We start from the raw sequence: 21,442 nt of genomic DNA on the forward strand, positions 1-21,442 counted from the left end.
GCGCGGTCAGAGGTAATCTGACCGCTGCAACCCGTATTTCGCCATCTTCTCGTTCAAGGTCCGGCGTGGCAGGCAAAGCTCGTCCATGACGCTGGCGATCGAGCCCTTGTGGCGGCGCATGGTGTTGTCGATCAACATACGCTCAAAGGCTTCGACATATTCTTTCAGCGGCTTGCCCTCGGTGGTCATCACCGGCTGCATTTCGTCATGGTCACTCATCAACAGCGAGGCAATGGTGCCCGATCCGCGGCGCGATTGCAGCACGGCGCGTTCGGCGACGTTGATGAGTTGACGCACGTTGCCGGGCCAAGGCGCCTGCAACAGCTGTGCCGCCTCTTGCGCGCTAACCTGAGGCGCCTCGCAACCGTATTCATCCGCGAATTGATCGCTCAACCGGGTGAAGAGCGTCAGAATATCCTCGCCCCGTTGGCGCAGCGGGGGCACGGTGATGCGCAGGGCCGCCAGACGATAAAACAGGTCCGAGCGCAGCGCGTCTTCCGAGGTGCGCCCTGCCTCTTGCAGGTTCGAGATGGCAACGATCCGCGTCTCCGCCGGGGTGCCCTGCTCGTTGATCGCGCTCAGCAGCCGGGCTTGGAGTTGCTCGGATAGCGCTTCGATATCCTCCAAAACCAAAGTGCCGCCGCGGGCCTCTTCGATGGCGGGCAGTTGCGCGTCTTCGGGCTGCATCGGGCCGAATAGCCGCTTGGCCAGCGCCTCTTCCTCCAAGGCGCCGCAGGAGACGAGCACGAATTTCTTGCCCGCCCGCGAGCCTACGGCGTGCAGCGCATGGGCGACCAAAGTCTTGCCCGTCCCGGTTTCCCCGTCGATCAGCACATGCCCATCGGCCTGCCCCAGATCGAGAATATCTTCGCGCAGGCGTTCCATCACCGGGGATTGGCCGATCAGCTTTTTCATCAACTGGCCACCGTCCGACAGTTCACGCCGCAGCGCGCGGTTGTCCATCACCAGCCGCCGCGCGTTGGTGGCTTTCTTAGCCAACTCGCTCATCCGATCGGGGTTGAAGGGCTTTTCGAGGAAATCGAACGCGCCCACCCGCATCGCCTCAACCGCCATCGGCACATCGCCATGGCCGGTGATCATAATGACCGGCAGGGCCGAGTCGCTGCCCATGAGTTTTTTCAAAAACTGCATCCCGTCCATGCCCGGCATCTTGATGTCGGAAATGACGATGCCCGGATAATCGGGCCCCAATGTCTTGAGCGCGTCCTCGGCGCTGCCGAAAGTTTCCGTGTCATAACCCGAAAGGGCCAGCCACTGGCTGATCGACTGCCGCATGTCCTGTTCGTCATCTACAATCGCGATTTTCATTGCCTGAGCCATGCGTTCACTCCGCCGCTTCTATCTTCGTTTCATCTGCCAATATGGGCAGCTGCATTTCAAATACAGCGCCACCGTTCTGTCCGTTGCGCGCCGTCAGCCTCCCGCCGAGGTCGTTGACGATCCCCGATGAAATGGCAAGACCCAGCCCAACGCCATCGCCGGGCTGTTTGGTCGTGTAGAAAGGTTCGAACAGCGCGTCCAAGTCTTCGATCCCCGGGCCATTGTCGCGCACGGTCAATGTCGCCGTCTCCCCCGCTGATAGTATAATGTCCACCTGAGGGTTTCGTTCCGATTTTGTTGCGTCTAATGCGTTTCTTAACAGGTTTACCATAACTTGCTCGATCCGCATACGGTCTCCCATCACCATGACTGGATTATCGGGTAGAATCCGGCTGATCTGGACCTGTCGTTGGCGCAATTGTGGCTCCATCATCGACAGGGACGATGCCAGCGCCGCGCCCATGTCGACCGGAGAGAAAGCCTCCTGCCCCTTGCGGGCATAGGATTTCAGCTGCCGGGTGATCGCGCCCATCCGTTCGATCAGATCGTCGATCCGCCCAAAGGACGACAGCGCCTCATCCTGCCGGTTGCGGTTGAGCAACAACCGCGCGCCCGCCAAATAGGTCTTCATCGCGGCAAGCGGTTGGTTCAACTCATGGCTGACGGCGGCAGACATCTCGCCCAAGGCGGCGAGTTTCGACGACTGTTCAAGCGTTTGTTCGGCCACGGCGAGGGTCTGTTGCACGCGCTTGCGTTCGGCAATCTCACGTTGAAGGGCAAGGTTCAGCGCCCTGAGTTTGGCCGATTCCCGTTGGAAGATCGCCAGCCTTCCGGCCGTGCGACGGCTGAGAAAGTAGAAAGCCAAAGCCAGCAGGATCGCAAAACCCATGACCTCAAGCGCCAGCACGCCGTTCACCTTCTCGCGGACGGAAGCATAAGTGGTGTAGCTGCTCATCCGCCAGCCCCGGAACGGGATGCGGTTTTCCAGACGCATCACCGCTTCGCCCTGCAAATAGGCGTCGGGCGGCAGCGCGGTCCAATCGGTGGTGGCTTGGATGGCGCGCTCAATGGCGCTTTGCGGCGTGTGGTTGGCCAAAGCTTCGGGTTCGGTCAGGCCACGCCAGCGCGGCTCGGTGGCGAGGATGATCTGCCCGGTGCTGTCCATGACAATCACCGCATCGGAAATCCCGGCCCATGCGCGCTCGAACTTCTGCAAGTCGACCTCGACCGCGATCACGCCAAGGGTCGTGCCGCCCGACTGCATGCGCCGCGAATAGAGGAAACGATAGCCGCCCTGCTCACGCTCAATCGTCGAAAAGATTGTGGCGTTGGAGCGAATGGCGTCGACGAAATAAGGCTCGGATTTATGCGCAGAGCCCAAACGGTTGCGGTCGGTCGCCGCAACGGTACGCCCGTCGATGTCATAAAGCATCAAAGAGGCCGCGCCAATCTCTTCCACGAAGGAGATAAGCCGCTGCGTCGATAGGGAATAATCCGCCGTTTGCAGCGCCCCTATCAAGGTTGGGTCGCGGGCCAAAAGCTGCGGGACGATGGCATTCTGGCGCAGTTCCGCCAACAGGTTGCCGCTATAAAGCGCGATGCGCAGTTCGGCGCGGTTGCGGGTGCTTTCGGTAAAACGGTCGGTCAGCAGTTTGTTGGTGATCGAAATGGTCACCACGGCGAGGATCATCAGCGCCGCGATGGCGAACCGCACCCGCCAGGATACGGCCATGCTATTGCCTTCGGAACCGGATGTATCACTCATCGCGGCAACCTACGCGCTCCGCGCGCCGCACTCAAGTCAGGCGGTTTGCAAAGCACCGGTCAATGCGCGGAAGAGCGCCGCCCCATCCGTATTGCCATGCGCCGCTTCCGCCGCCCGCTCAGGGTGCGGCATCATGCCCAGCACCCGGCGGTTTTCCGACAGGATGCCCGCGATGTCATCGCGCGCGCCATTCGGGTTCTCGGCATAGCTAAAGGCCACGCGATCTTCGCCGCGCAATTTCGCTATCGTCTCGTCATCCGCGAAATAGTTGCCGTCGTGGTGGGCAATCGGAATGTCGATGACCTGACCGGCGGTGTAGCCGTTGGTGTAATCGCTCGCTGTAGTCTCGACCTTCAGACCAACGGTCTTGCAGATGTATTTCAATCCCCTGTTCCGCAGCAACGCGCCCGGCAGCAGGCCGGTTTCGGTCAGCACCTGAAATCCGTTGCAGATGCCCAGCACATAGCCGCCCCGCTCCGCATGGGCGGCCACTGTACGGCAGATCGGCGAATTCGCGGCGATGGCCCCGCAGCGCAGGTAATCGCCATAGGAGAACCCGCCGGGGATCCCCACGATATCAACGCCTTGCGGCAGTTCGCTGTCCTTGTGCCAGACCATGGAGACCTTGGCACCCGCGGCTTTGAAAGCCACGGCAAGGTCGCGGTCGCAATTGGACCCGGGAAAGACAACTACCGCTGCGTGCATCAGGCCAACTCCACCGAATAGGATTCGATCACCGTATTGGCCAAGAGCTTTTCGCACATGGCGTTCACATCAGCCTCGGAGGTGCCTTCGGCGAGGTCAAGTTCGATCACCTTGCCCTGACGCACACCGTTCACCCCGTCAAAGCCCAAGGCTCCGAGCGCGTGGCGAACCGCTTCGCCCTGAGGGTCGAGCACCCCGTTCTTCAGCATCACATGCACCCGTGCTTTCATGGCGCGACACCCCTTTGTAACATCTGCAAATTGAACGGCGAAGCCGCGTTAGTTGATCAGCGTCGGCTTGGTCACCGGCGCGTTGTTCTTGGGCATGACGCCAAGGCGTTTGGCCACTTCGGTATAGGCATCGGTGAGCGAGCCGAGATCGCGGCGGAACACGTCTTTATCGAGCTTCTGACCCGTTTCGATGTCCCACAGGCGACAGCTGTCGGGGCTTATCTCATCGGCGACGATCAGACGCTGGAAATCACCGTCATAGACGCGGCCAATCTCGATCTTGAAGTCCACCAGCTTGATGCCGACGGCCATCATCACGCCCGACATGAAGTCATTGACCCGCAGCGCAAGGCTCAGGATATCGTCCATGTCTTGCTGGCTGGCCCAGCCGAATGCGGCGATATGCTCTTCTGTCACCAGCGGATCGCCGAGCGAGTCGTCCTTGTAGCAATATTCAACAATCGGGCGCGGCAGTTGCGTGCCCTCTTCGATGCCAAGGCGCTTGGACATGGAACCGGCGGCGTAGTTGCGCACGATCACTTCCAGCGGAATGATCTCAACCTGACGCACGAGCTGTTCGCGCATGTTCAGGCGTTTGATGAAATGTGTCGGCACGCCGATGCTATTCAGTCCAGTCATAAAGAACTCGGACAGGCGGTTGTTCAACACGCCCTTGCCTTCAATCGTGGCTTTCTTCTCGGCGTTAAAGGCCGTGGCATCGTCTTTGAAATATTGAACGATCGTACCGGGCTCGGGACCTTCATAGAGGATCTTTGCCTTGCCTTCGTAGATCTTGTTGCGCCGGGCCATGGGCATCCTTTCCAACAGGGGGCCGGGAACATCCCCGCCGCTTGGGCTTCTCTTAGTGCAAGCACCCCGCTGCTGCAAGCATGGCCCGTCACCTTTGCCGCGCCACTTGCGCGAACGGGCGCGCGTTCGCATATCAAAGGGGTAACCGCAGCAATCGGAGACCCGATATGAGCAACTTTGACGACCGTGCAAATGCCTTTGAAAGCAAGTTCGCCCACGACGCGGACATGCAATTCCGTGCCGAGGCGCGGCGCAACAAGCTTCTGGGCCTCTGGGCTGCTGAACTTTTGGGCAAGTCCGGCAGCGATGCCGAGGACTATGCCAAAGAGGTCGTGAAATCTGATTTCGAAGAAGCGGGCGACGAAGACGTTTATCGCAAAGTCTCGGGCGATCTGGGCGACCGCGCGGATGAGGCGACGATCCGCGGCAAGATGCAAAGCCTGATGGCCGAGGCCAAGGCGCAATTGCTGAGCGAGACAAGCTGACACCCTGCGCCCCGGTCTCGGCGCCGGGGCGCGGCCTCCCCGCCTGCCCTCATAATGAAGATGAATATTATGAGATTGCCCCCAAGTGGCCAGCATGACATCAGGCGAAATTCCCAGACCCAACAGGAGCCCCCATGAGCAACGCATTCACCGATCTTCTCGCTGAAAAGGGCACATTGCTCGCCGATGGGGCCACGGGGACCAATCTGTTCAACATGGGGCTGATGTCGGGCGACGCGCCCGAATTGTGGAACACTGACGAGCCTGCCAAGATCACCAAGCTCTACCGTTTCGCGGTGGATTCAGGCAGCGATCTGTTCCTGACCAATTCCTTCGGCGCCAATGCCGCCCGTCTCAAGCTGCACGACGCGCAGAACCGCGTGCATGAGTTGAGCCGTGTCTCCGCCGAACTGGCGCGCGAAGTGGCCGATACTGCCGAGCGTAAGGTGATCGTTGCAGGTTCCGTCGGCCCCACGGGTGAGATCATGGAGCCTGTGGGCACCCTGTCCCACTCCCTCGCCGTTGAGATGTTCCACGAGACCGCCGATGGGCTCAAGACAGGTGGCGCGGATATCGGCTGGCTAGAGACGATCAGCGCCCCCGAAGAATACCGCGCCGCTGCTGAGGGGTTCCAGCTTGCCGGTCTGCCGTGGTGTGGCACGATGAGCTTTGACACCGCGGGCCGCACGATGATGGGGCTGACCTCCGAAGGGATGGTCGACTTGGTGCATGGGCTCGACAACATGCCGCTGGCCTATGGTGCCAACTGCGGCACCGGCGCCTCTGACCTGCTACGCACCGTGCTTGGCTTTGCCGCGAAGAACGGCACGCTGCCGATCATCTCCAAAGGCAACGCTGGCATCCCGAAATACGTCGAAGGCCACATCCACTATGACGGCACGCCCGAGTTGATGGCACGCTATGCGGTGATGGCCCGCAACGCAGGCGCAAGCGTCATCGGCGGTTGCTGCGGCACCCTGCCCGAGCATCTGGTCGCCATGCGCGAGGCGCTCGATAGCACCGAAAAAGGCCCAGCCCCCACGCTGGAGCAGATCCGCGAAGAGATCGGCGATTTCTCTTCCGAGAGCGATGGCACCGATGGCCAAGGCCCGACGCGCGCGCCGCGCCGCGGGCGCCGCCGGGGCTGAGGCTCAGAACAAGCTTAATTGATCGCCCTTTTCGGAGGGCGGTCGAAACAGATCACAGCGCAGCGGCACGCCGGAACGGGCCAGCCCCAAACGCTTTACCGCCAGATCAAAACGTTGCGCCACCATCTGCGCATATGGCCCCTCGCCCCGCATCCGCTTGTGCCAGCCCGCGTCATATTCCTTGCCGCCATGCATATCGCGCAAGCGCGCCATGATCCGCTCGGCCCGGTCGGGGTAATGGGTGGCGAGCCAGTCCTGTACCAACGGCGAAACCTCTCGCGGCAGGCGCAGCATGATCCAACTGGCGTGCCGCGCTCCCGCGTCGCGCCCGGCGGTCAGGATCGCCTCCAATTCCGGGTCGGTCAGCGCCGGGATCATCGGCGATGCCATGATCCGCACCGGAATCCCTGCTTCCGACAGCTTTCGGATCACCTGCAACCGCCGCTGCGGCGCGGGCGCGCGCGGCTCCATCAAGCGGCTCAGCTTCGCGTCCAGTGAGGTCACCGAAATGCCGACCGCCGCCAATCCGCGCCCTGCCATGTCGCCCAAGATGTCGATGTCGCGTTCGATCAGGCTGCCCTTTGTGACGATCGCCACCGGGTGATTGAACGCCGACAACACCTCAAGACACTCTCGCATGATGCCATGGGTCTTTTCGATCGGCTGATAGGGATCGGTGTTGGTGCCGATGGCGATGGGCGCGACCTGATAGCGCTTCGACCGCAGCTCCCGCGCCAGAACGTCCGGCGCTTCGGGGCGGGCGATCAACTGCGTCTCAAAATCCAAGCCCGGCGATAGGCCGAGGTAGGCATGGCTGGGCCGCGCGAAACAGTAGACGCAGCCATGTTCGCAACCGCGATAGGGGTTGATCGACCGATCAAAAGGCAAATCCGGCGAGCGGTTGTAGGTGATCACCCGGCGCGGCACCTCAATACTGGTCTGGGTGCGCAGCACCGGAAGCACCTCGTCGCGCGCCCAACCGTCATCTTCGGCGACGCGGGTATGACGCTCAAACCGGCCCGCATCATTGCTGCCTGCCGCGCGGCCAAGCACGCGGAATCGCTGGTCTTCCCTATCCATGAAAGAAGGTTAGAACATTGCGCGAACATCGGCAAGTAACCTCGTGCAAACCCTTGTCCTTACACCGCAAAAAGCAGTAGTTTGCCCCCAAGGCGTCGCGCAAGGCGCGGCCGATGTCGCAAACCGCGACCCCGGCGCTAACATTCCGTGAGACAAGGGCTCAAGTGTCATGCACCTGCACGCCCAGCAGAAGGAAACACCATGTCGGAAGAAGACGATATCATCCTGGCCGAGTTGGACGACGAAGAACTGGTCCAGCAGATGTTCGATGACCTCTATGACGGTCTCAAGGAAGAGATCGAAGAAGGGGTGCAAATCCTGCTCGACCGCGGGTGGGAGCCCTATGAGATCCTGACCAAGGCGCTTGTCGGCGGGATGACCATCGTCGGCGCGGATTTCCGCGACGGTATCCTTTTCGTGCCCGAAGTGCTGCTAGCCGCCAATGCGATGAAGGGCGGCATGGCCATCCTCAAGCCGCTGCTTGCTGAAACCGGCGCGCCGCGCGTCGGCAAGATGGTCATCGGCACCGTCAAAGGCGACATTCACGACATCGGCAAGAACCTTGTTGGCATGATGATGGAAGGCGCGGGTTTCGAGGTTGTCGATCTGGGCATCAACAACGCGGTTGAAGCCTATCTCGAAGCGCTCGAAGCGGAAAAGGCCGATATCCTTGGCATGTCCGCCCTGCTGACCACCACCATGCCCTATATGAAAGTGGTGATTGACACGCTGGTCGAACAGGGCAAGCGCGAAGACTATATCGTGCTGGTCGGTGGCGCGCCGCTGAACGAGGAATTCGGCAAGGCCATCGGGGCTGATGCCTATTGCCGCGACGCCGCCGTGGCGGTGGAAACCGCGAAGGATTGGATGGGCCGTCGACATAATTCGGCCAACGCCTAAGCCTCCCGCCCCTGCCCGCTTGGCTTGAGGCGCGGTGACATGCGATGGTATCGGCATGAATGACGCCCCGCTGCCAGATGACCGGACCCTGACCCAAGACGGGCTCGCGCACACCCGCGCGGGCCGTATCTTGCTGATTGCCTGCGGGGCGCTGGCGCGTGAGATTTTGGATCTGAAAGCCGCCAACGGTTGGACCCATCTGGACCTGACCTGCCTGCCCGCGAAATATCACCTCTACCCGGAGAAGATCACGCAGGCGGTGCGTGATACGGTCGCCAAGCACCGCGCGGATTATGACGATTTCTTTGTTGTCTACGCCGATTGCGGCACGGGCGGCGGGCTGGAACGCGCCTGCGCAGAACTCGGCGTGCAAATGGTCGCAGGGCCGCATTGCTACAGCTTTTTCCAAGGCAACGAGAGCTTCGCCAAAACCGCCGAAGATGAGATCACCACCTTCTACCTCACCGATTTTCTGGTCCGGCAGTTCGACGCTTTCATCATCAAACCCATGGGCCTCGACCGGCACCCAGAGTTGCGCGACATGTATTTCGGCAATTACGAGAAACTGGTCTATCAGGCGCAGACGGATGACCCGGCGCTGACCGAAAAGGCCCAAGACTGCGCCGCACGGCTCGGCCTCGCGTTCGAGCGGCGCTTCACGGGCTACGGGGATTTGGCGCGGGTGTTGCGCGCCCTCTGAGCGTTACGCTTCCTGCGCTGCCGTCTCGCGCACCCGCTCGATCATCGCGCGCAATCCGTTCGACCGCTGCGCCGAAAGGTGGTCGTTCAACCCCAGCCGCGCCAGTTCCGCCTTTGCATCGACCCCGCCCACCTCACTAGGTGTCAAACCGTTGTAAAGCTTGCGCAAAACCGCGATTAGCCCTGAGACGATCATCGCATCGCTGGCGCCGTCGAAATGCAGCTTCCCGCCCTCGAACTGTGCATGCAGCCAGACCTGAGAGGCGCAGCCATCGACCTTGGTCGCGGGGACGCGCAGCGGCTCAGGCAGCGGCTCCATCGCTTTGCCAAGGTCGATCACATGGCGATAGCGGTCTTCCCAATCGTCCAGAAACTCGAAATCCTCGACCAGTTCTTCAAAGGCGGGCGTGGCCATCTGTGCACTCTCTTCGGGTGAATTCCATTGCCTGACAGGTAGGATGCCCATGGGCAAAGGTCCACCCCCTTCCCAAGGCTGGCGGGATGGGGTAGCACAAGGCAAGTAAACTTAACGGCGGTTCCCATGCGCAAGACAACCCTCGCTCTTTTGGCTTCGACCCTTTTGGTATCCGCCTGCGGCACGGTCCGTGACAGCCGCATCAACCCGCTGAATTGGTTCGGCCCCGCCCGTTCGGTTGAGACCGCCCCGGCGGAGAGCACGAACCCCCTGATTCCGCAGCGCAGCGGGCTGTTCGCGCGGCGCGCGGTTGAGGTCGACACCTATGAGGGGCGCCCCTTTGAGCAGATCACCGATCTGACCATCGAGCCGGTGCCGGGCGGTGCGATTCTGCGCGCCACCGGGCTGGCGGCACGCCAAGGCATCTACAAAGTGCGCCTGACCCCCGCGACCCCGGATGAGACGCCCGTAGACGGTGTTCTGACCTATCGTTTGGAAGGGGTCCGGCCCGACAAGGCCACCCCGCAAGGCAGCCGCCCCACGCGCGAAGTGATTGCCGGGCGTCGCCTGACCGATCAGACGCTGGCCGGGGTGCGCGAGATTCGCGTCGAAGGGCAGCTAAACGCGCTGGTCTCTCGCCGCTAAGACGCCGCATGCCCTCTATTGAGAAAGAGCCGCCCCTGATCGGGCGGCTCTTTTCGTTTCAGACTTTGACCGCTTTCACGTCATTGCCATCCGCGGCCAAGGCGATCTTGCCCTCGCAGAGCAGCAGCGCATCGGCGCCAAAGACCTCATGCCGCCAGCCGCGCAGCGCCTGCACGTCACGCTCTCCTGCCGACAGCATGTCAAGATCGCTGGCCGAGGCGATGAGCTTGGCCGCGACGCCCGCGCTTTCGGTCTTGGCCTTGAGCAGCACCCGCAGCAGATCGGCCAAGGCCGGGTTCACTTGCAGCTTGTCGCGCTTGCGGTCGGGCTGGGGCATGTCGGCGGGTTTGCAGGCCACGCCTGCGGCCACGGCTTTCAGGATGCCTTCGGCGATTTCACCCTTGCGGGCCTCGCGCAGCAACAGCCGGGCGCGGTTCAACTCTTCGCCATTCGACGGCTTGAGGCTCGCCAATTCGACCAGCGCGTCATCTTTGAACACCCGGTTGCGCGGGATGTTGCGGCTGCGGGCGTAATCCTCACGGAAAGCCGCCAGCTCGCGGACGATCGCCAGAAACTTGGGCGAATTGGTCCGGGTCTTGACCCGTTTCCACGCGTCCTGCGGTTGGGTGACATAGGTATCGGGGCTGAGCAGCGTCTCAAGCTCTTCGGCCACCCACCGCGCACGCCCGGTCTGTTCAAGCTTGTGGGCGAGAAATTCGTAGATTTGGCGCAGATGGGTCACGTCGGCCAGCGCATAGGTCTTCTGCGCCTCGGTCAGCGGGCGGCGCGACCAATCGGTGAAACGCGAGGTTTTGTCGAGCGACTGATGCGTGATCTTGCGCACCAAGGTCTCATAACCCACCTGCTCTCCAAAACCGCAGACCATCGCGGCGACCTGCGTGTCGAATAGCGGCTTGGGAAAGACTTTGGCATCGACATAGAAGATCTCAAGATCCTGCCGCGCGGCGTGGAAGACTTTGACCACCGATGTGTCGCGGAACAGATCGTAGAGAGGTTCAAGCGAGATGCCATCGGCCAAGGGATCGACCAGCACGGCGTTGCTGTCGTCGGTGCCCGGCATGGCAAGCTGGACAAGGCAGAGTTTGGAATAATAGGTCCGCTCACGCAGGAATTCCGTGTCGACGGTCACGTAATCATGGCGCGCAGCCTCTTCACAGAATTGCGCGAGGTCGGCGGTCGTGGTGATGGTTTTCATAAATGCTCTTTGACATGTTGCACGCCCGGTCATCGGGCTTTGTCAAAGAGGTACATCACGCGAGAGGGTTTGACCAGCGTCAGCCCGTGAGCAGGACCGGCTCCCGCTCACCGGCGGCGAAACGGCGCAGCACGGCGGGATAAAGGCGGTGTTCCTGCACCAGCACCCGCTCGGCCAAACTCTCGGCCGTGTCGCCGGGCAGGACGGGGATGCGCGCCTGACCGAGGATCGGACCGTCATCGAGTGCGGCGGTCACCTCATGCACGGTGCAGCCATGTTCGGTATCGCCAGCCTCCAGCGCGCGGGCATGGGTGTGCAGCCCGCGGTATTTCGGCAATAGCGAGGGGTGGATGTTGATCATCCGCCCGGCCCAGGCATCGGTAAACCCTTCGGTCAGTTTGCGCATGAAACCAGCAAGGCAGATGATGTCAGGCGCATGGGCCTTAAGCGCGGCGCTGAGCGCCGCCTCAAAGGCCGGGCGATCCTTGCCGAAGGGGCGGTGATCGACCACTTCGGTCGCGATCCCCTGCCCCTGCGCCCAAGCGATCCCGCCCGCATCCGCGTTGTTTGACAGCACCAGACAGGGGCGGCCCGCATGGTCGCCGGTCATATCCTCAACCAGCGCCCGCATATTGGAGCCGCCGCCCGAGACGAAAATCGCAACCCGCTTGGTCAAAGCAGCGCGCCGGAATAGGTGACGCCATTGCCGGTGGTGATGCGCCCGATCTCGATGGCGGCATGGCCATCCTCGGCAAAAGCGGCCTTGGCGGCTTCGACCTTGTCGGCGGCGACCACTGCGACCATGCCAATCCCGGCGTTGAAGGTCTTGAGCAACTCGGCCTCGGCCATGCCGCCTTGGGCAGCCAGCCATTTGAAGACCGGCGGCAACTCCCATGCGTTGAGGTCGATCTCAGCGGCGAGCCCCACGGGCAGCACGCGCGGCAGGTTCTCGGTCAGGCCACCGCCGGTGATATGCGCCAGAGCCGAGACGGCATCCGCGCGCAGAGCCGCCACAGCGCCTTTGACGTAAAGTTTCGTGGGTGTGAGCAGCGCATTGCCGAGATCACCTTCGCCCCATGGGCAATCGTCACCCCAGCCGAGACCACTACGTTCGACAATCTTCCGCACAAGGCTGTAGCCGTTGGAATGCACCCCGTCGCTCGGCAGACCCAAGAGCACGTCGCCCTCTTTCACGTCGCGCGGCAGCTCGGTCCCGCGCTCCATCGCGCCGACCGAGAAACCAGCGAGGTCGAAGTCGCCCGCGTGATACATGCCCGGCATTTCAGCCGTCTCGCCCCCGATCAAGGCACAACCGGAATCGGCGCAGCCCTTGGCGATGCCTTCGATAATCCGCGCGGCACTGTCGAGTTCCAGTTTGCCAGTGGCGAAATAGTCGAGGAAGAAGAGCGGCTCGGCCCCCTGACAGACCAGATCGTTGACACACATGGCGACCAGATCGATGCCGATACTGTCGACATTGCCCGTATCAATCGCGATGCGCAGCTTGGTGCCCACGCCATCGGTCGCGGCGACCAGCACCGGGTCAGTAAAGCCTGCGCCCTTGAGGTCGAACAGCGCGCCAAAGCCGCCGAGGCCGGACATGACACCGGGCCGCGCGGTGGATTTCGCCGCCGGTTTGATCCGCTCTACAAGCGCATTGCCTGCGTCAATATCCACGCCTGCTTCGGCATAGGTGATTCCGTTGTCGGATTTCGTCATGGTCATGGCCCCCGGCGCGCATTTTCCCTTGCGCGCGGAGTTAGAGTATTGCGCGGCCCACTGCAATCATTTGGTGCAGCTAATGTCTTGACGCTCGGCCTGCGGCGTCATACCCAAACGCTCATGGCGGGCCTGTAGCTCAATTGGTTAGAGCAGAGCGCTCATAACGCTTTGGTTGCGGGTTCAAGTCCTGCCGGGCCTACCATACTTCCGCCCCCGCCTTTCGTGGCCGTCACCGTTTGGCGCTGACGTGCCAGTTCACCTGCATCTCGACCACCGTTTCACCCGCTTCGTTCTGGATGTCGACCGCCACGTCAAAGGCGACTTTGCCGTCTTCTTGCAGCGCGCTCAGCAGGTCGGACCCGGGGCGCGAGGTTTTGGCATGGGCGGTCAGCGTGCCTTCGGCGATCTTTTTGAAAGTGATCTGCCCCATGGCCGCCACGGGGCGCATGTCCATGATCACCGGTGCAATAGCCCCGGCCATGGCGGCCCCCGAGGCGGCTTCGCCCAGTGTGAACATCGCGCCCGCGTGCTGCGTGCCGATGTGGTTCGAGGTCTCATGCCGCTGCACCAATTCGGCGCTGGCGGTGCCGTCTCCGATCTCGAGCAGTTTCACCCCGACATGGGCGGCAAAGGGCACGGCCGAGTCGAGATGGGCTTTGATCATGTCATAGGGGGTCATCGCTGCGCTCCGTATTAAGGTCACCTCACTGTGGCAAAGCCGGACGCATCGCACAATCATGCCGCCGGGTCACCGCGCGATGACGATATCCGCGCGCAGCCCCCCAAGGCGGTCCGATTCCCCAAGCCGCAGCACCCCGCCATGGGCGCGTGCGATGTCGGAGGCGATGGCAAGGCCAAGCCCCACGCCGCCGCCCTTGTCCTGGTTGCGCGCAGGATCAAGCCGCGAGAAGGGCCGCGTCGCCTCGTCTCGCCGCGCTTCTGGGATGCCGGGGCCATCGTCTTCGACCCGGATGCGCAGGGTGCGGTCGCTCAGCATGACCGAGACTTCGGCCTGCGTGCCATAGCGCACGGCGTTGGAAATAAGGTTGTCCACCGCCCGGCGCATCGCGACCCTGCGCAGTTTCACGATCCCCTCGCCCGCGCCCTCGGGCGGCAGCAGCGTGACCTTGCGCCCGGCCCGTTGCGCGTCTTCGACGATGGCGCTGACGAACCCATGCGGGGCCACCTCTTCAGGCTCACCCTCGGCGGCGCCCTTGGCGAAGTTCAGGAATTCGTCGAGCATCCGCTGCATGTCATCGACATCGGCCAGCAGAGGTGCTGCGTCCTCTTCGTCGATCATCGACAGGCCGAGGCGCATCCGGGTCAGCGGCGTACGCAGGTCGTGGCTCACGCCTGAGAGCATCAGCGTGCGCTGCTCGATCTGCCGCTCGATCCGGGCGCGCATGTCGACAAAAGCATTGCCCGCCGCGCGGACTTCGATGGCGCCGGTGGGGGTATAGGGCTCATGCCGCCCCCGGCCAAAGGCCTCCGCCGCGCGGGCCAGACGTTTGATGGGGCGCAGCTGATTGCGCAGATAGATCGTGGCGATATAGCTCAAAAGCACGCCGAAAAACACGGTGTAGACGAAAAGCTGATGCGGGTTCGAGGCCGATATGCGCCGCCGCTCGAACTGGATCCGCAGCGGCCCGTGCACGCTTTCGATATAGAGCACGACGAAATCGTCATCGCTGAGGTCCACCGCTTCGATCCCGTCCATCTTGCTGCGCAGCCGGGGAATGAGGACGCGGCCCGAGTAATCGTACCATAGCATGCTGTCTTTTTCGGGCAGCGGACGGTTGGCGGGCGTCACCACGAAATCAAGCGGACCCGCCCGCGCCTCAACCGCCGTGGGCACGGATTGCGCATCGGGGGCCGTGCCGACCGCCAGCATGACCAGCTCCAGTTCCCGCAGGACCGTATCGGTCATCTGGCCGGTGACACCTTCGAAATGCCTCTGCGCAAAGATCACCACGACGACCAACTGCAAAAACACCACTGGTAACAGCAGGATCAGCGCGGCGCGTCCATAGATGCCGCGCGGAACATATCGTTTGAGCCAGGCAAAATTCATGGCTAGACCTTAGCCAGCCCCCTGCCCCAGCGAAAGGTGAAACCATGCTGCCGCCCGACAACTTCGACCCCGAGATTGGCCTTGCCGAAACCTTGGAACCCGGGCTGCGGCGGATCGTGGCGCCCAACCCCTCACCGATGACCTATCGCGGCACCAATACCTATCTCTTGGGCGAGACCGATGTGGCGGTGATCGACCCCGGCCCCGATAGCGCTGCGCATCTTGAGGCGATCCTCGCCGCGATCCAGCCCGGGCAGCGCATCAGCCATATCATCGTGACCCATACGCATCTGGATCACTCGCCGCTTGCCCGCCCACTGGCCGAGCGTACGGGGGCCGAGGTCTGGGCCTTTGGTGAGGCCACGGCGGGCCGTTCGACGGTGATGCAGGGGCTGGCCGAGGCGGGGTTGATGGGCGGCGGTGAAGGTGTCGACCACGGGTTTCGCCCCGATCACGTACTGGCCGATGGGGATGTACTAGAGGGGGACGGCTGGGCGTTGGAGGTGCTGCACACGCCGGGCCATATCGGCAATCATGTCAGCCTCGCTTGGGGGGATGCCTGTCTGACAGCGGATCACGTCATGGGCTGGGCGACCTCGCTCGTTTCGCCCCCTGATGGGGACCTGACTGATTTCATGGCCTCCTGCGAGAAGCTGGGCGCGCGGCAATGGCGGGTGTTCTACCCCGGTCACGGCGCCCCGGTGAGCGATCCCAACGCGCGGCTCGACTGGTTGGTCGCGCATCGTCGCGCGCGGGAGGTGTCGATCCTCGACGCGCTGGCTGCCGGGCCCGCGACGGCAGAGGACCTCGCTCGCGCCATCTATACCGAAACGCCTGCCGCGCTCTTGGGGGCGGCCACGCGAAACGTGCTCGCACATCTGGTCGATCTGACTGGCCGTGAGCGTGTTGCCCCAGAGGGCACCTTGCAGGCAGAGGCGCGTTTCTTCTTCAAGCCATAGGGAAATACCGGGCATTCCGTCGCAAAATCGCAACAAATGCCCCATTCTGGGCGCAATCTGGCCCCCTTATGGACCCGAACCGCGCCCAAGCTGGTTTCGGGGGTGAGAGACATCAAACCCCAGCGAGCAGCAAAGGAGCTACCCGATGGCCCGACTTGACAGAACGCCGCAACCACAGAAACCAAAGCCCGCGCCGAAGCCGAACGGCACCTCGGCCCAACCACCGCAGCGCCCCACGCCGCTGATCACCGACTACGCCAGTCTTTGAACGGCGCTCCCCGCGCACCGGAGGGGGCCGGTGGATGGGGGGAACTTTGGGGCCGGACCATGCGTTTGCCGCCTAGAGCAACACGCAAGGACAGATATGAAACCCCATACCCCCTCTCACGAAGCTGACCTCGCCCGTCTGCGCCGTTTGGCCGTCAGCATGGACAGCGCCTTTAAGCTGCCGATCGTCGGCGTGCGGATGGGATGGGATTCGATTCTGGGCCTCGTGCCGGTGGTGGGCGATACGCTCGCCCTTCTGCCCGCGGCCTACATCCTGAAAGAATCGCACCGCATGGGCGCGCCGAAAAGCGTATTGGCGAAAATGCTGGTGAACACCGGGGTCGACTATGTGATCGGCTCGGTCCCGCTGGTCGGTGACCTTTTCGATATCGGTTGGAAGTCGAAACTGCGCAACGTCGACTTGCTGGAGCGTCACCTGAAAGACCAAGCTGCTAAAGCCCCGCCGCTGGGCAATGTCGAAGGGCGCATGTCCTCGCACCACCCGACGCTCAACAACTGATCACCAAAGAAAAAGGGCCGCCCCAAGGCGACCCTTTCAGTCTTTCCGAAGAACGGGTGGCTTAGCCGACCAGTTCCAGACCGGAGAAGAAGTATGCGATCTCAACCGCTGCGGTTTCCGGCGCGTCGGAACCGTGCACGGAGTTTTCGCCAACGCTTTCAGCAAATTCTGCGCGGATGGTGCCCTCTGCCGCATCGGCAGGGTTGGTCGCGCCCATCACTTCGCGGTTTTTCGCGATGGCATTTTCACCTTCCAGAACCTGGGCCACGATCGGCGCGGAGGCCATGAACTCGCACAGTTCGTCGTAGAAGGGACGCTCGGCGTGCACTTTGTAGAACTCGCCCGCCTGCGCTTTGGTCAGGTGGATGCGCTTTTGTGCGACAACGCGCAGGCCCGCGTCTTCGAATTTCTTGACGATGGCGCCGGTCAGGTTGCGGCGGGTTGCGTCGGGCTTGATGATCGAGAATGTGCGTTCGAGGGCCATTGGCTGTACTCCATAGCGGGTGTTGATTTGCGCGCTCCCTAGCATGGGGTCTGGCCCATGAAAAGCCGTGATTGACCTTCGGCCCCGCTTGCTCCAAACGGCTTTCATGTTACGCATTTCAGAAATCAACTACTCCGTCGAAGGCCGCCCCCTGTTCGAGGAAGCCTCCGCCGTGATCCCCGAGGGGCATAAGGTCGGCATCGTCGGGCGCAACGGCGCGGGCAAGACGACGCTGTTCAAAATCATCCGTGGTGAGCTGTCACTCGACAGCGGCGATATCTCTTTGCCCTCCCGCGCCAAGATCGGCGGTGTGGCACAAGAGGTGCCCTCGTCCGAGACCTCGCTGATCGACACGGTGCTGGAGGCCGACGTTGAACGCGCCCGGTTGATGAAAGAGAGCGAGACCGCCGAAGACCCTGCCCGCATCGCTGACATCCAGACCCGTCTGGCCGATATCGACGCTTGGTCCGCCGAAGGCCGCGCAGCGTCGATCCTGAAGGGGCTTGGTTTCGACGACGAAGAGCAGCAGATGCCCTGCTCCGCCTTCTCCGGCGGCTGGCGGATGCGCGTGGCGCTGGCTGCCGTGCTCTTTGCCCAGCCCGACCTGCTGCTTTTGGACGAGCCGACCAACTACCTCGACCTTGAAGGCGCGCTCTGGCTGGAAAGCTATCTGGCGAAATACCCCCATACGGTTCTGATCATCAGCCACGACCGCGGCCTGTTGAACCGCGCCGTGGGCGGCATCCTGCATCTCGAAGACCGCAAGCTGACCTATTACCAAGGCCCCTACGACCAATTCGCCCGCCAGCGCGCCGAGAAACGCGCGTTGCAGGCGGCGATGGCCAAGAAGCAACAGGCCCGGCGCGATCACATGCAGGCCTTTGTCGACCGTTTCAAGGCCAAGGCCAGCAAGGCCAAGCAGGCGCAATCGCGTCTGAAGATGATCGAGAAGATGGACATGATCACCGCGCCCGAGGAGGCGGCGCGCAAGGTATTCACCTTCCCCGAGCCCGAGGAACTCTCGCCGCCGATCATCAATATCGAGAACGGTTCAGTCGGCTATAGCGACGACAACCCGGTGCTGACGCGGTTGAACCTGCGCATCGACCAAGACGACCGGATCGCCCTTCTGGGCAAGAACGGTCAGGGCAAATCGACGCTGGCGAAACTTCTGTCGGACCGGTTGCCGCTGATGGCTGGGCGGCAGATCAACTCCTCCAAGCTGCGCGTCGGTTTCTTCGCCCAGCATCAGGTCGACGAGCTGATCGTCGAAGAGACCCCGCTGCAGCACATGATCGCCGCGCGCCCCGGCGTGCTGCAATCGAAACTGCGCGCGCAGCTTGCGGGCTTCGGCCTTGGCCCCGAACAGGCCGAGACCGAGGTTGGGCGGCTTTCGGGCGGGCAGAAGGCGCGGCTCTCGCTGCTTTTGGCGACGCTGCACGCGCCGCATCTGCTGATCCTCGACGAGCCGACCAACCACCTCGACATCGAAAGCCGCGAAGCACTGGTGGAAGCGCTGACGCGCTATTCGGGCGCGGTGATCCTCGTCAGCCACGATATGCACCTGCTGTCGCTGGTGGCCGACCGGCTGTGGCTGGTGTCGAAAGGCACGGTCAAACCCTATGAGGAAGACCTCGAAGCCTATCGCAAAATGCTGCTGACGCCGGAAAAACCGGTCAGCAAGAACCCCGCCAAGCCGAAAGAAGCGCCAAAGCCCAAACGCGCAAGCCGCGATGAGGTGTTGGCCCTGCGCAGCGAGGTCCGCAAGGCCGAAGCGCGGATGGAAAAGATCAACGAGATGCGCGACAAGCTCGCCAAGAAACTCGCCGATCCCGCGCTCTATGAGGACGCCAAAACCGGTGAGCTTGAGGTCTGGAACAAGAAATACGCCGAGGTGATGGAGGCGCTGGACCGCGCGGAATCGCTTTGGATGGGCGCACAGGAAAAGCTGGAGAAGGCCACGGCCTGATCCGGAAGCGTTCACTTTATCACATCGCAGGGGTCGCCTAAGGGGCGGCCCTCGTGCATTCTGGCAAGAAGCCCCGCGCCAAGGAAGTCCCATGACCCTCGACACCGCCTATATGATCACCGCCCTCGTCACGATGTTCGTGGTGATCGACCCCATCGCCATCGCGCCGGTCTTCCTCGCGCTTACCCGCGGGATGAGCAATGCAGAGCGGCGCAAGATCGCATGGCGCGCGGTGGGCGTGGCCGGGTTGGTGCTGCTGATCTTTGCCGCCTTCGGCGAAGCGGTGCTGGGGTTCATCGGCATCTCCATGCCCGCTTTCCGCGTGGCGGGCGGCATCTTGTTGTTCATCACCGCCCTCGACATGCTCTTCGACCGCCGTACCAAACGGCGTGAGGACCGCGCGGATGAAGACGACCACGACGATCCGTCGGTCTTCCCCATGGCCATTCCGTTGATTGCGGGCCCCGGCTCCATCGCCTCGGTCATCCTGCTGACGGGAGAAAAACCGGGCGGCGAAGGGCTGTTGACCATTATCGTGATCACCGCGCTGACACTGGTGGTCATGGCGCTGACCATGCAGGTCAGCGGCGCGCTTGAGCGGGCGATGGGCAAGACCGGCATTAACATCGTGACCCGACTGCTTGGCATGTTGCTGGCGGCGCTCTCAGTTCAATTCGTGCTCGACGGCTTGGCGGCCTTTGGCTTTGGCCCGGGCCCCACGTCCGGCTGACATTTCCGCGCGGCCTTCCTATATGAGATGTAAGGGGGCGCGTTCATGGCCGGTATCGACACAGCACATCTGATCTATCTCATCGTTCTTCTGGCGATGGTGGCGGGCTGGTTTTTCATGCACAGCCGCCCGAATATGAACAAGACCCTGCAACAGGCGGCGGTCTGGGGGCTGATCTTTACCGGTGCCGCGGCGGGCGTCGGCCTGTGGCAAGACATCACCCGCGACAGCGCCCGCCAACATCTCACCATCAGCGAAGAGGGTGACATCGTCCTGCCCCGCGGGCGCGATGGGCATTACTACCTGACGGCCCAGATCAACGGCGCGCCGGTGCGCTTTGTCGTCGATACGGGCGCATCCGATATCGTGCTGACCAAATCCGACGCGGCGCGCATCGGCATCGACCCCGAGGGGCTGGATTACCTTGGCCGCGCGGGCACCGCCAATGGCGAAACGCGCACCGCCTTCGTGCGTCTCGACGAGGTGGTGGTGGGCCATGCGGTCGATCACAACGTCCCCGCGGTGGTGAATGACGGGATCATGTCGCAATCATTGCTCGGCATGGGCTACCTGCAACGTTGGGGCCGGATCGAGATCAGCGGCGGTGAACTGCGCCTGAGCCGCTGACGGAATAGGGCAAGACCTTGCCGGAAATACGGGGCAAAACATCAAACACGCCGCAAAATGACGCCGCATTCGCCGTGAATTGAACAGGTTCCCGCCCTTTTGAGCGGATATCTGCAGGGCACAACTGTACCCAATTTTGGAGAAAGTGCTGCTATGCTGATGAACATTTTTGGTGGGTCATCCTCCTACCAACAAAGCAACAAACCCGCTAAGGCGGAGAAGGCTGAAAAGCCGCAGGAAGCCGAGAAGGCCAAGGACAAGCCATCTCAGGCGCAGGCGAAACCTGCCAATGACGGGCAGAACGCGCAGAACAGCGCGGCGGCGCAGGAGGCATCCAAACCTCAAGCCGTGCAAGCGCCTGCCAAGGTCGAAACGGTGCAAGCCGTGGCACAGGCAAAGCCAGTTGAGACGGCCCAAAAAGCCACGAGCGCGGATGACGAAGCCTTTGCCCGCGCCGCAGCACAGCGCAGCGTCGACAGCCAACGCACCCGCGCCCTGCTGGACACGATCGCGCCCGTGAACAACAGCGCGGTCGAAGCGGCCAAATCCTATGTCAGCAAGGTCGAACCCGCAGCACCGGAGGCCGAGGCGACCAAATCCGCCGCTGCCGCGAAACCCGCGCTCGACAAAGCGGCCTGATCCGCGTTCAGGGGC

General features: G+C 62.5%; 25 protein-coding genes and 1 tRNA gene. 13 read left to right on the forward strand and 13 right to left on the reverse strand.

Annotation, left to right across the window (positions count from 1 at the left end; all coding sequences use genetic code 11):
• Positions 1 to 6 precede the first annotated feature (6 nt).
• From ACGYLX_RS05320 to purC, 5 genes are read right to left on the reverse strand one after another with little or no spacing between them, the layout of a single operon-like run.
• The gene (locus ACGYLX_RS05320; protein WP_067266663.1) at positions 7 to 1,341 is read right to left on the reverse strand and encodes a sigma-54 dependent transcriptional regulator; all 1,335 of its coding nucleotides are present in this window, start codon (positions 1,339 to 1,341) and stop codon (positions 7 to 9) included.
• Between the two features lie 4 nt (positions 1,342 to 1,345).
• The gene (locus ACGYLX_RS05325) at positions 1,346 to 3,106 is read right to left on the reverse strand and encodes an ATP-binding protein (RefSeq protein WP_067266661.1); all 1,761 of its coding nucleotides are present in this window, start codon (positions 3,104 to 3,106) and stop codon (positions 1,346 to 1,348) included.
• A gap of 36 nt (positions 3,107 to 3,142) precedes the next feature.
• The gene (purQ, locus tag ACGYLX_RS05330; protein WP_394447744.1) at positions 3,143 to 3,811 is read right to left on the reverse strand and encodes a phosphoribosylformylglycinamidine synthase subunit PurQ; all 669 of its coding nucleotides are present in this window, start codon (positions 3,809 to 3,811) and stop codon (positions 3,143 to 3,145) included.
• Entirely contained in the window at positions 3,811 to 4,041 is a 231-nt protein-coding gene (gene purS, locus ACGYLX_RS05335) for a phosphoribosylformylglycinamidine synthase subunit PurS (protein ID WP_067266658.1), read from the reverse strand. Before purS ends, purQ begins: the two co-directional genes overlap by 1 nt.
• Positions 4,042 to 4,089: 48 nt before the next feature.
• Complete coding sequence (purC, locus tag ACGYLX_RS05340; protein ID WP_067266657.1) at positions 4,090 to 4,851, reverse strand: phosphoribosylaminoimidazolesuccinocarboxamide synthase; 762 nt, start codon at positions 4,849 to 4,851, stop codon at positions 4,090 to 4,092.
• Positions 4,852 to 5,018: 167 nt separating this feature from the next.
• Here purC and ACGYLX_RS05345 point away from each other — a divergent pair, with 167 nt between their 5' ends.
• Together ACGYLX_RS05345 and bmt are read left to right on the forward strand one after the other, a co-directional pair.
• The gene (locus ACGYLX_RS05345; protein ID WP_209217756.1) at positions 5,019 to 5,336 is read left to right on the forward strand and encodes a DUF1476 domain-containing protein; all 318 of its coding nucleotides are present in this window, start codon (positions 5,019 to 5,021) and stop codon (positions 5,334 to 5,336) included.
• Between the two features lie 134 nt (positions 5,337 to 5,470).
• Positions 5,471 to 6,484 (forward strand): betaine--homocysteine S-methyltransferase, encoded by a 1,014-nt coding sequence (bmt, locus tag ACGYLX_RS05350; protein WP_394447745.1) that lies wholly within the window; start codon positions 5,471 to 5,473, stop codon positions 6,482 to 6,484.
• Positions 6,485 to 6,487: 3 nt separating this feature from the next.
• Here the strand turns inward: bmt and ACGYLX_RS05355 are convergent, their stop codons facing one another.
• Positions 6,488 to 7,564, reverse strand: coding sequence for a PA0069 family radical SAM protein (locus ACGYLX_RS05355; protein ID WP_394447747.1), 1,077 nt, complete (start codon positions 7,562 to 7,564; stop codon positions 6,488 to 6,490).
• Positions 7,565 to 7,765: 201 nt separating this feature from the next.
• On the opposite strand from ACGYLX_RS05355, the gene ACGYLX_RS05360 reads away from it, so the two are divergent.
• Both ACGYLX_RS05360 and ACGYLX_RS05365 read left to right on the forward strand, forming a co-directional pair.
• Positions 7,766 to 8,464 (forward strand): corrinoid protein, encoded by a 699-nt coding sequence (locus ACGYLX_RS05360; RefSeq protein WP_394409604.1) that lies wholly within the window; start codon positions 7,766 to 7,768, stop codon positions 8,462 to 8,464.
• 55 nt (positions 8,465 to 8,519) lie between these two features.
• Positions 8,520 to 9,164 (forward strand): DUF1638 domain-containing protein, encoded by a 645-nt coding sequence (locus tag ACGYLX_RS05365; protein ID WP_394447750.1) that lies wholly within the window; start codon positions 8,520 to 8,522, stop codon positions 9,162 to 9,164.
• Between the two features lie 3 nt (positions 9,165 to 9,167).
• Here ACGYLX_RS05365 and ACGYLX_RS05370 read toward each other — a convergent pair whose 3' ends face one another.
• Positions 9,168 to 9,578, reverse strand: a complete 411-nt coding sequence (locus tag ACGYLX_RS05370) for a SufE family protein (RefSeq protein WP_067266648.1) — start codon at positions 9,576 to 9,578, stop codon at positions 9,168 to 9,170.
• A 126-nt stretch (positions 9,579 to 9,704) separates the two neighbouring features.
• Here ACGYLX_RS05370 and ACGYLX_RS05375 point away from each other — a divergent pair, with 126 nt between their 5' ends.
• A complete protein-coding gene (locus ACGYLX_RS05375) occupies positions 9,705 to 10,223 on the forward strand; it encodes a hypothetical protein (protein WP_394447751.1) in 519 nt (172 codons plus the stop codon).
• Between the two features lie 58 nt (positions 10,224 to 10,281).
• On the opposite strand, the gene rnd is transcribed toward ACGYLX_RS05375, so the two are convergent.
• The 3 genes from rnd to purM all read right to left on the reverse strand — a co-directional run bounded on the left by rnd (position 10,282) and on the right by purM (position 13,158).
• Positions 10,282 to 11,439 (reverse strand): ribonuclease D, encoded by a 1,158-nt coding sequence (rnd, locus tag ACGYLX_RS05380; protein ID WP_394447754.1) that lies wholly within the window; start codon positions 11,437 to 11,439, stop codon positions 10,282 to 10,284.
• Between the two features lie 79 nt (positions 11,440 to 11,518).
• A complete protein-coding gene (purN, locus tag ACGYLX_RS05385) occupies positions 11,519 to 12,115 on the reverse strand; it encodes a phosphoribosylglycinamide formyltransferase (RefSeq protein ID WP_394447757.1) in 597 nt (198 codons plus the stop codon).
• Positions 12,112 to 13,158: a phosphoribosylformylglycinamidine cyclo-ligase gene (purM, locus tag ACGYLX_RS05390; protein WP_394448099.1), complete on the reverse strand. Its 1,047-nt coding sequence runs from the start codon at positions 13,156 to 13,158 to the stop codon at positions 12,112 to 12,114. Before purM ends, purN begins: the two co-directional genes overlap by 4 nt.
• Positions 13,159 to 13,286: 128 nt before the next feature.
• On the opposite strand from purM, the gene ACGYLX_RS05395 reads away from it, so the two are divergent.
• A tRNA-Ile gene (locus tag ACGYLX_RS05395) sits at positions 13,287 to 13,363 on the forward strand.
• 27 nt (positions 13,364 to 13,390) lie between these two features.
• On the opposite strand, the gene ACGYLX_RS05400 is transcribed toward ACGYLX_RS05395, so the two are convergent.
• Both ACGYLX_RS05400 and ACGYLX_RS05405 read right to left on the reverse strand, forming a co-directional pair.
• Complete coding sequence (locus ACGYLX_RS05400) at positions 13,391 to 13,840, reverse strand: DUF4442 domain-containing protein (RefSeq protein WP_394447760.1); 450 nt, start codon at positions 13,838 to 13,840, stop codon at positions 13,391 to 13,393.
• 69 nt (positions 13,841 to 13,909) lie between these two features.
• Positions 13,910 to 15,232, reverse strand: coding sequence for an ATP-binding protein (locus ACGYLX_RS05405; protein ID WP_394447762.1), 1,323 nt, complete (start codon positions 15,230 to 15,232; stop codon positions 13,910 to 13,912).
• Between the two features lie 44 nt (positions 15,233 to 15,276).
• Here ACGYLX_RS05405 and ACGYLX_RS05410 point away from each other — a divergent pair, with 44 nt between their 5' ends.
• The 3 genes from ACGYLX_RS05410 (at position 15,277) to ACGYLX_RS05420 (ending at position 16,978) form a co-directional block, all read left to right on the forward strand.
• Positions 15,277 to 16,191: an MBL fold metallo-hydrolase gene (locus ACGYLX_RS05410; RefSeq protein ID WP_394447765.1), complete on the forward strand. Its 915-nt coding sequence runs from the start codon at positions 15,277 to 15,279 to the stop codon at positions 16,189 to 16,191.
• Positions 16,192 to 16,336: 145 nt separating this feature from the next.
• Entirely contained in the window at positions 16,337 to 16,459 is a 123-nt protein-coding gene (locus ACGYLX_RS05415; protein ID WP_269451603.1) for a hypothetical protein, read from the forward strand.
• 96 nt (positions 16,460 to 16,555) lie between these two features.
• Entirely contained in the window at positions 16,556 to 16,978 is a 423-nt protein-coding gene (locus tag ACGYLX_RS05420) for a DUF4112 domain-containing protein (protein ID WP_394447767.1), read from the forward strand.
• A gap of 61 nt (positions 16,979 to 17,039) precedes the next feature.
• On the opposite strand, the gene ndk is transcribed toward ACGYLX_RS05420, so the two are convergent.
• Positions 17,040 to 17,462 (reverse strand): nucleoside-diphosphate kinase, encoded by a 423-nt coding sequence (ndk, locus tag ACGYLX_RS05425; RefSeq protein ID WP_067266630.1) that lies wholly within the window; start codon positions 17,460 to 17,462, stop codon positions 17,040 to 17,042.
• Positions 17,463 to 17,568: 106 nt separating this feature from the next.
• Between ndk and ACGYLX_RS05430 the strand changes: the two genes are divergently transcribed.
• From ACGYLX_RS05430 to ACGYLX_RS05445, 4 genes are all read left to right on the forward strand, one after another.
• Complete coding sequence (locus ACGYLX_RS05430; RefSeq protein ID WP_394447769.1) at positions 17,569 to 19,431, forward strand: ABC-F family ATP-binding cassette domain-containing protein; 1,863 nt, start codon at positions 17,569 to 17,571, stop codon at positions 19,429 to 19,431.
• 91 nt (positions 19,432 to 19,522) lie between these two features.
• Positions 19,523 to 20,161 carry a MarC family protein gene (locus ACGYLX_RS05435; RefSeq protein ID WP_067266625.1) on the forward strand — a complete coding sequence of 213 codons (639 nt, stop codon included), beginning with the start codon at positions 19,523 to 19,525 and terminating at the stop codon, positions 20,159 to 20,161.
• Positions 20,162 to 20,206: 45 nt separating this feature from the next.
• The gene (locus tag ACGYLX_RS05440; protein ID WP_394403047.1) at positions 20,207 to 20,788 is read left to right on the forward strand and encodes a TIGR02281 family clan AA aspartic protease; all 582 of its coding nucleotides are present in this window, start codon (positions 20,207 to 20,209) and stop codon (positions 20,786 to 20,788) included.
• Between the two features lie 153 nt (positions 20,789 to 20,941).
• On the forward strand, positions 20,942 to 21,427 hold the full coding sequence (locus tag ACGYLX_RS05445) for a hypothetical protein (protein ID WP_394447772.1): 486 nt from the start codon (positions 20,942 to 20,944) through the stop codon (positions 21,425 to 21,427).
• Positions 21,428 to 21,442: the final 15 nt, after the last annotated feature.

It is taken from the genome of Sulfitobacter sp. 1A13496 (assembly GCF_043557225.1).
Lineage (GTDB): Bacteria > Pseudomonadota > Alphaproteobacteria > Rhodobacterales > Rhodobacteraceae > Sulfitobacter > Sulfitobacter faviae.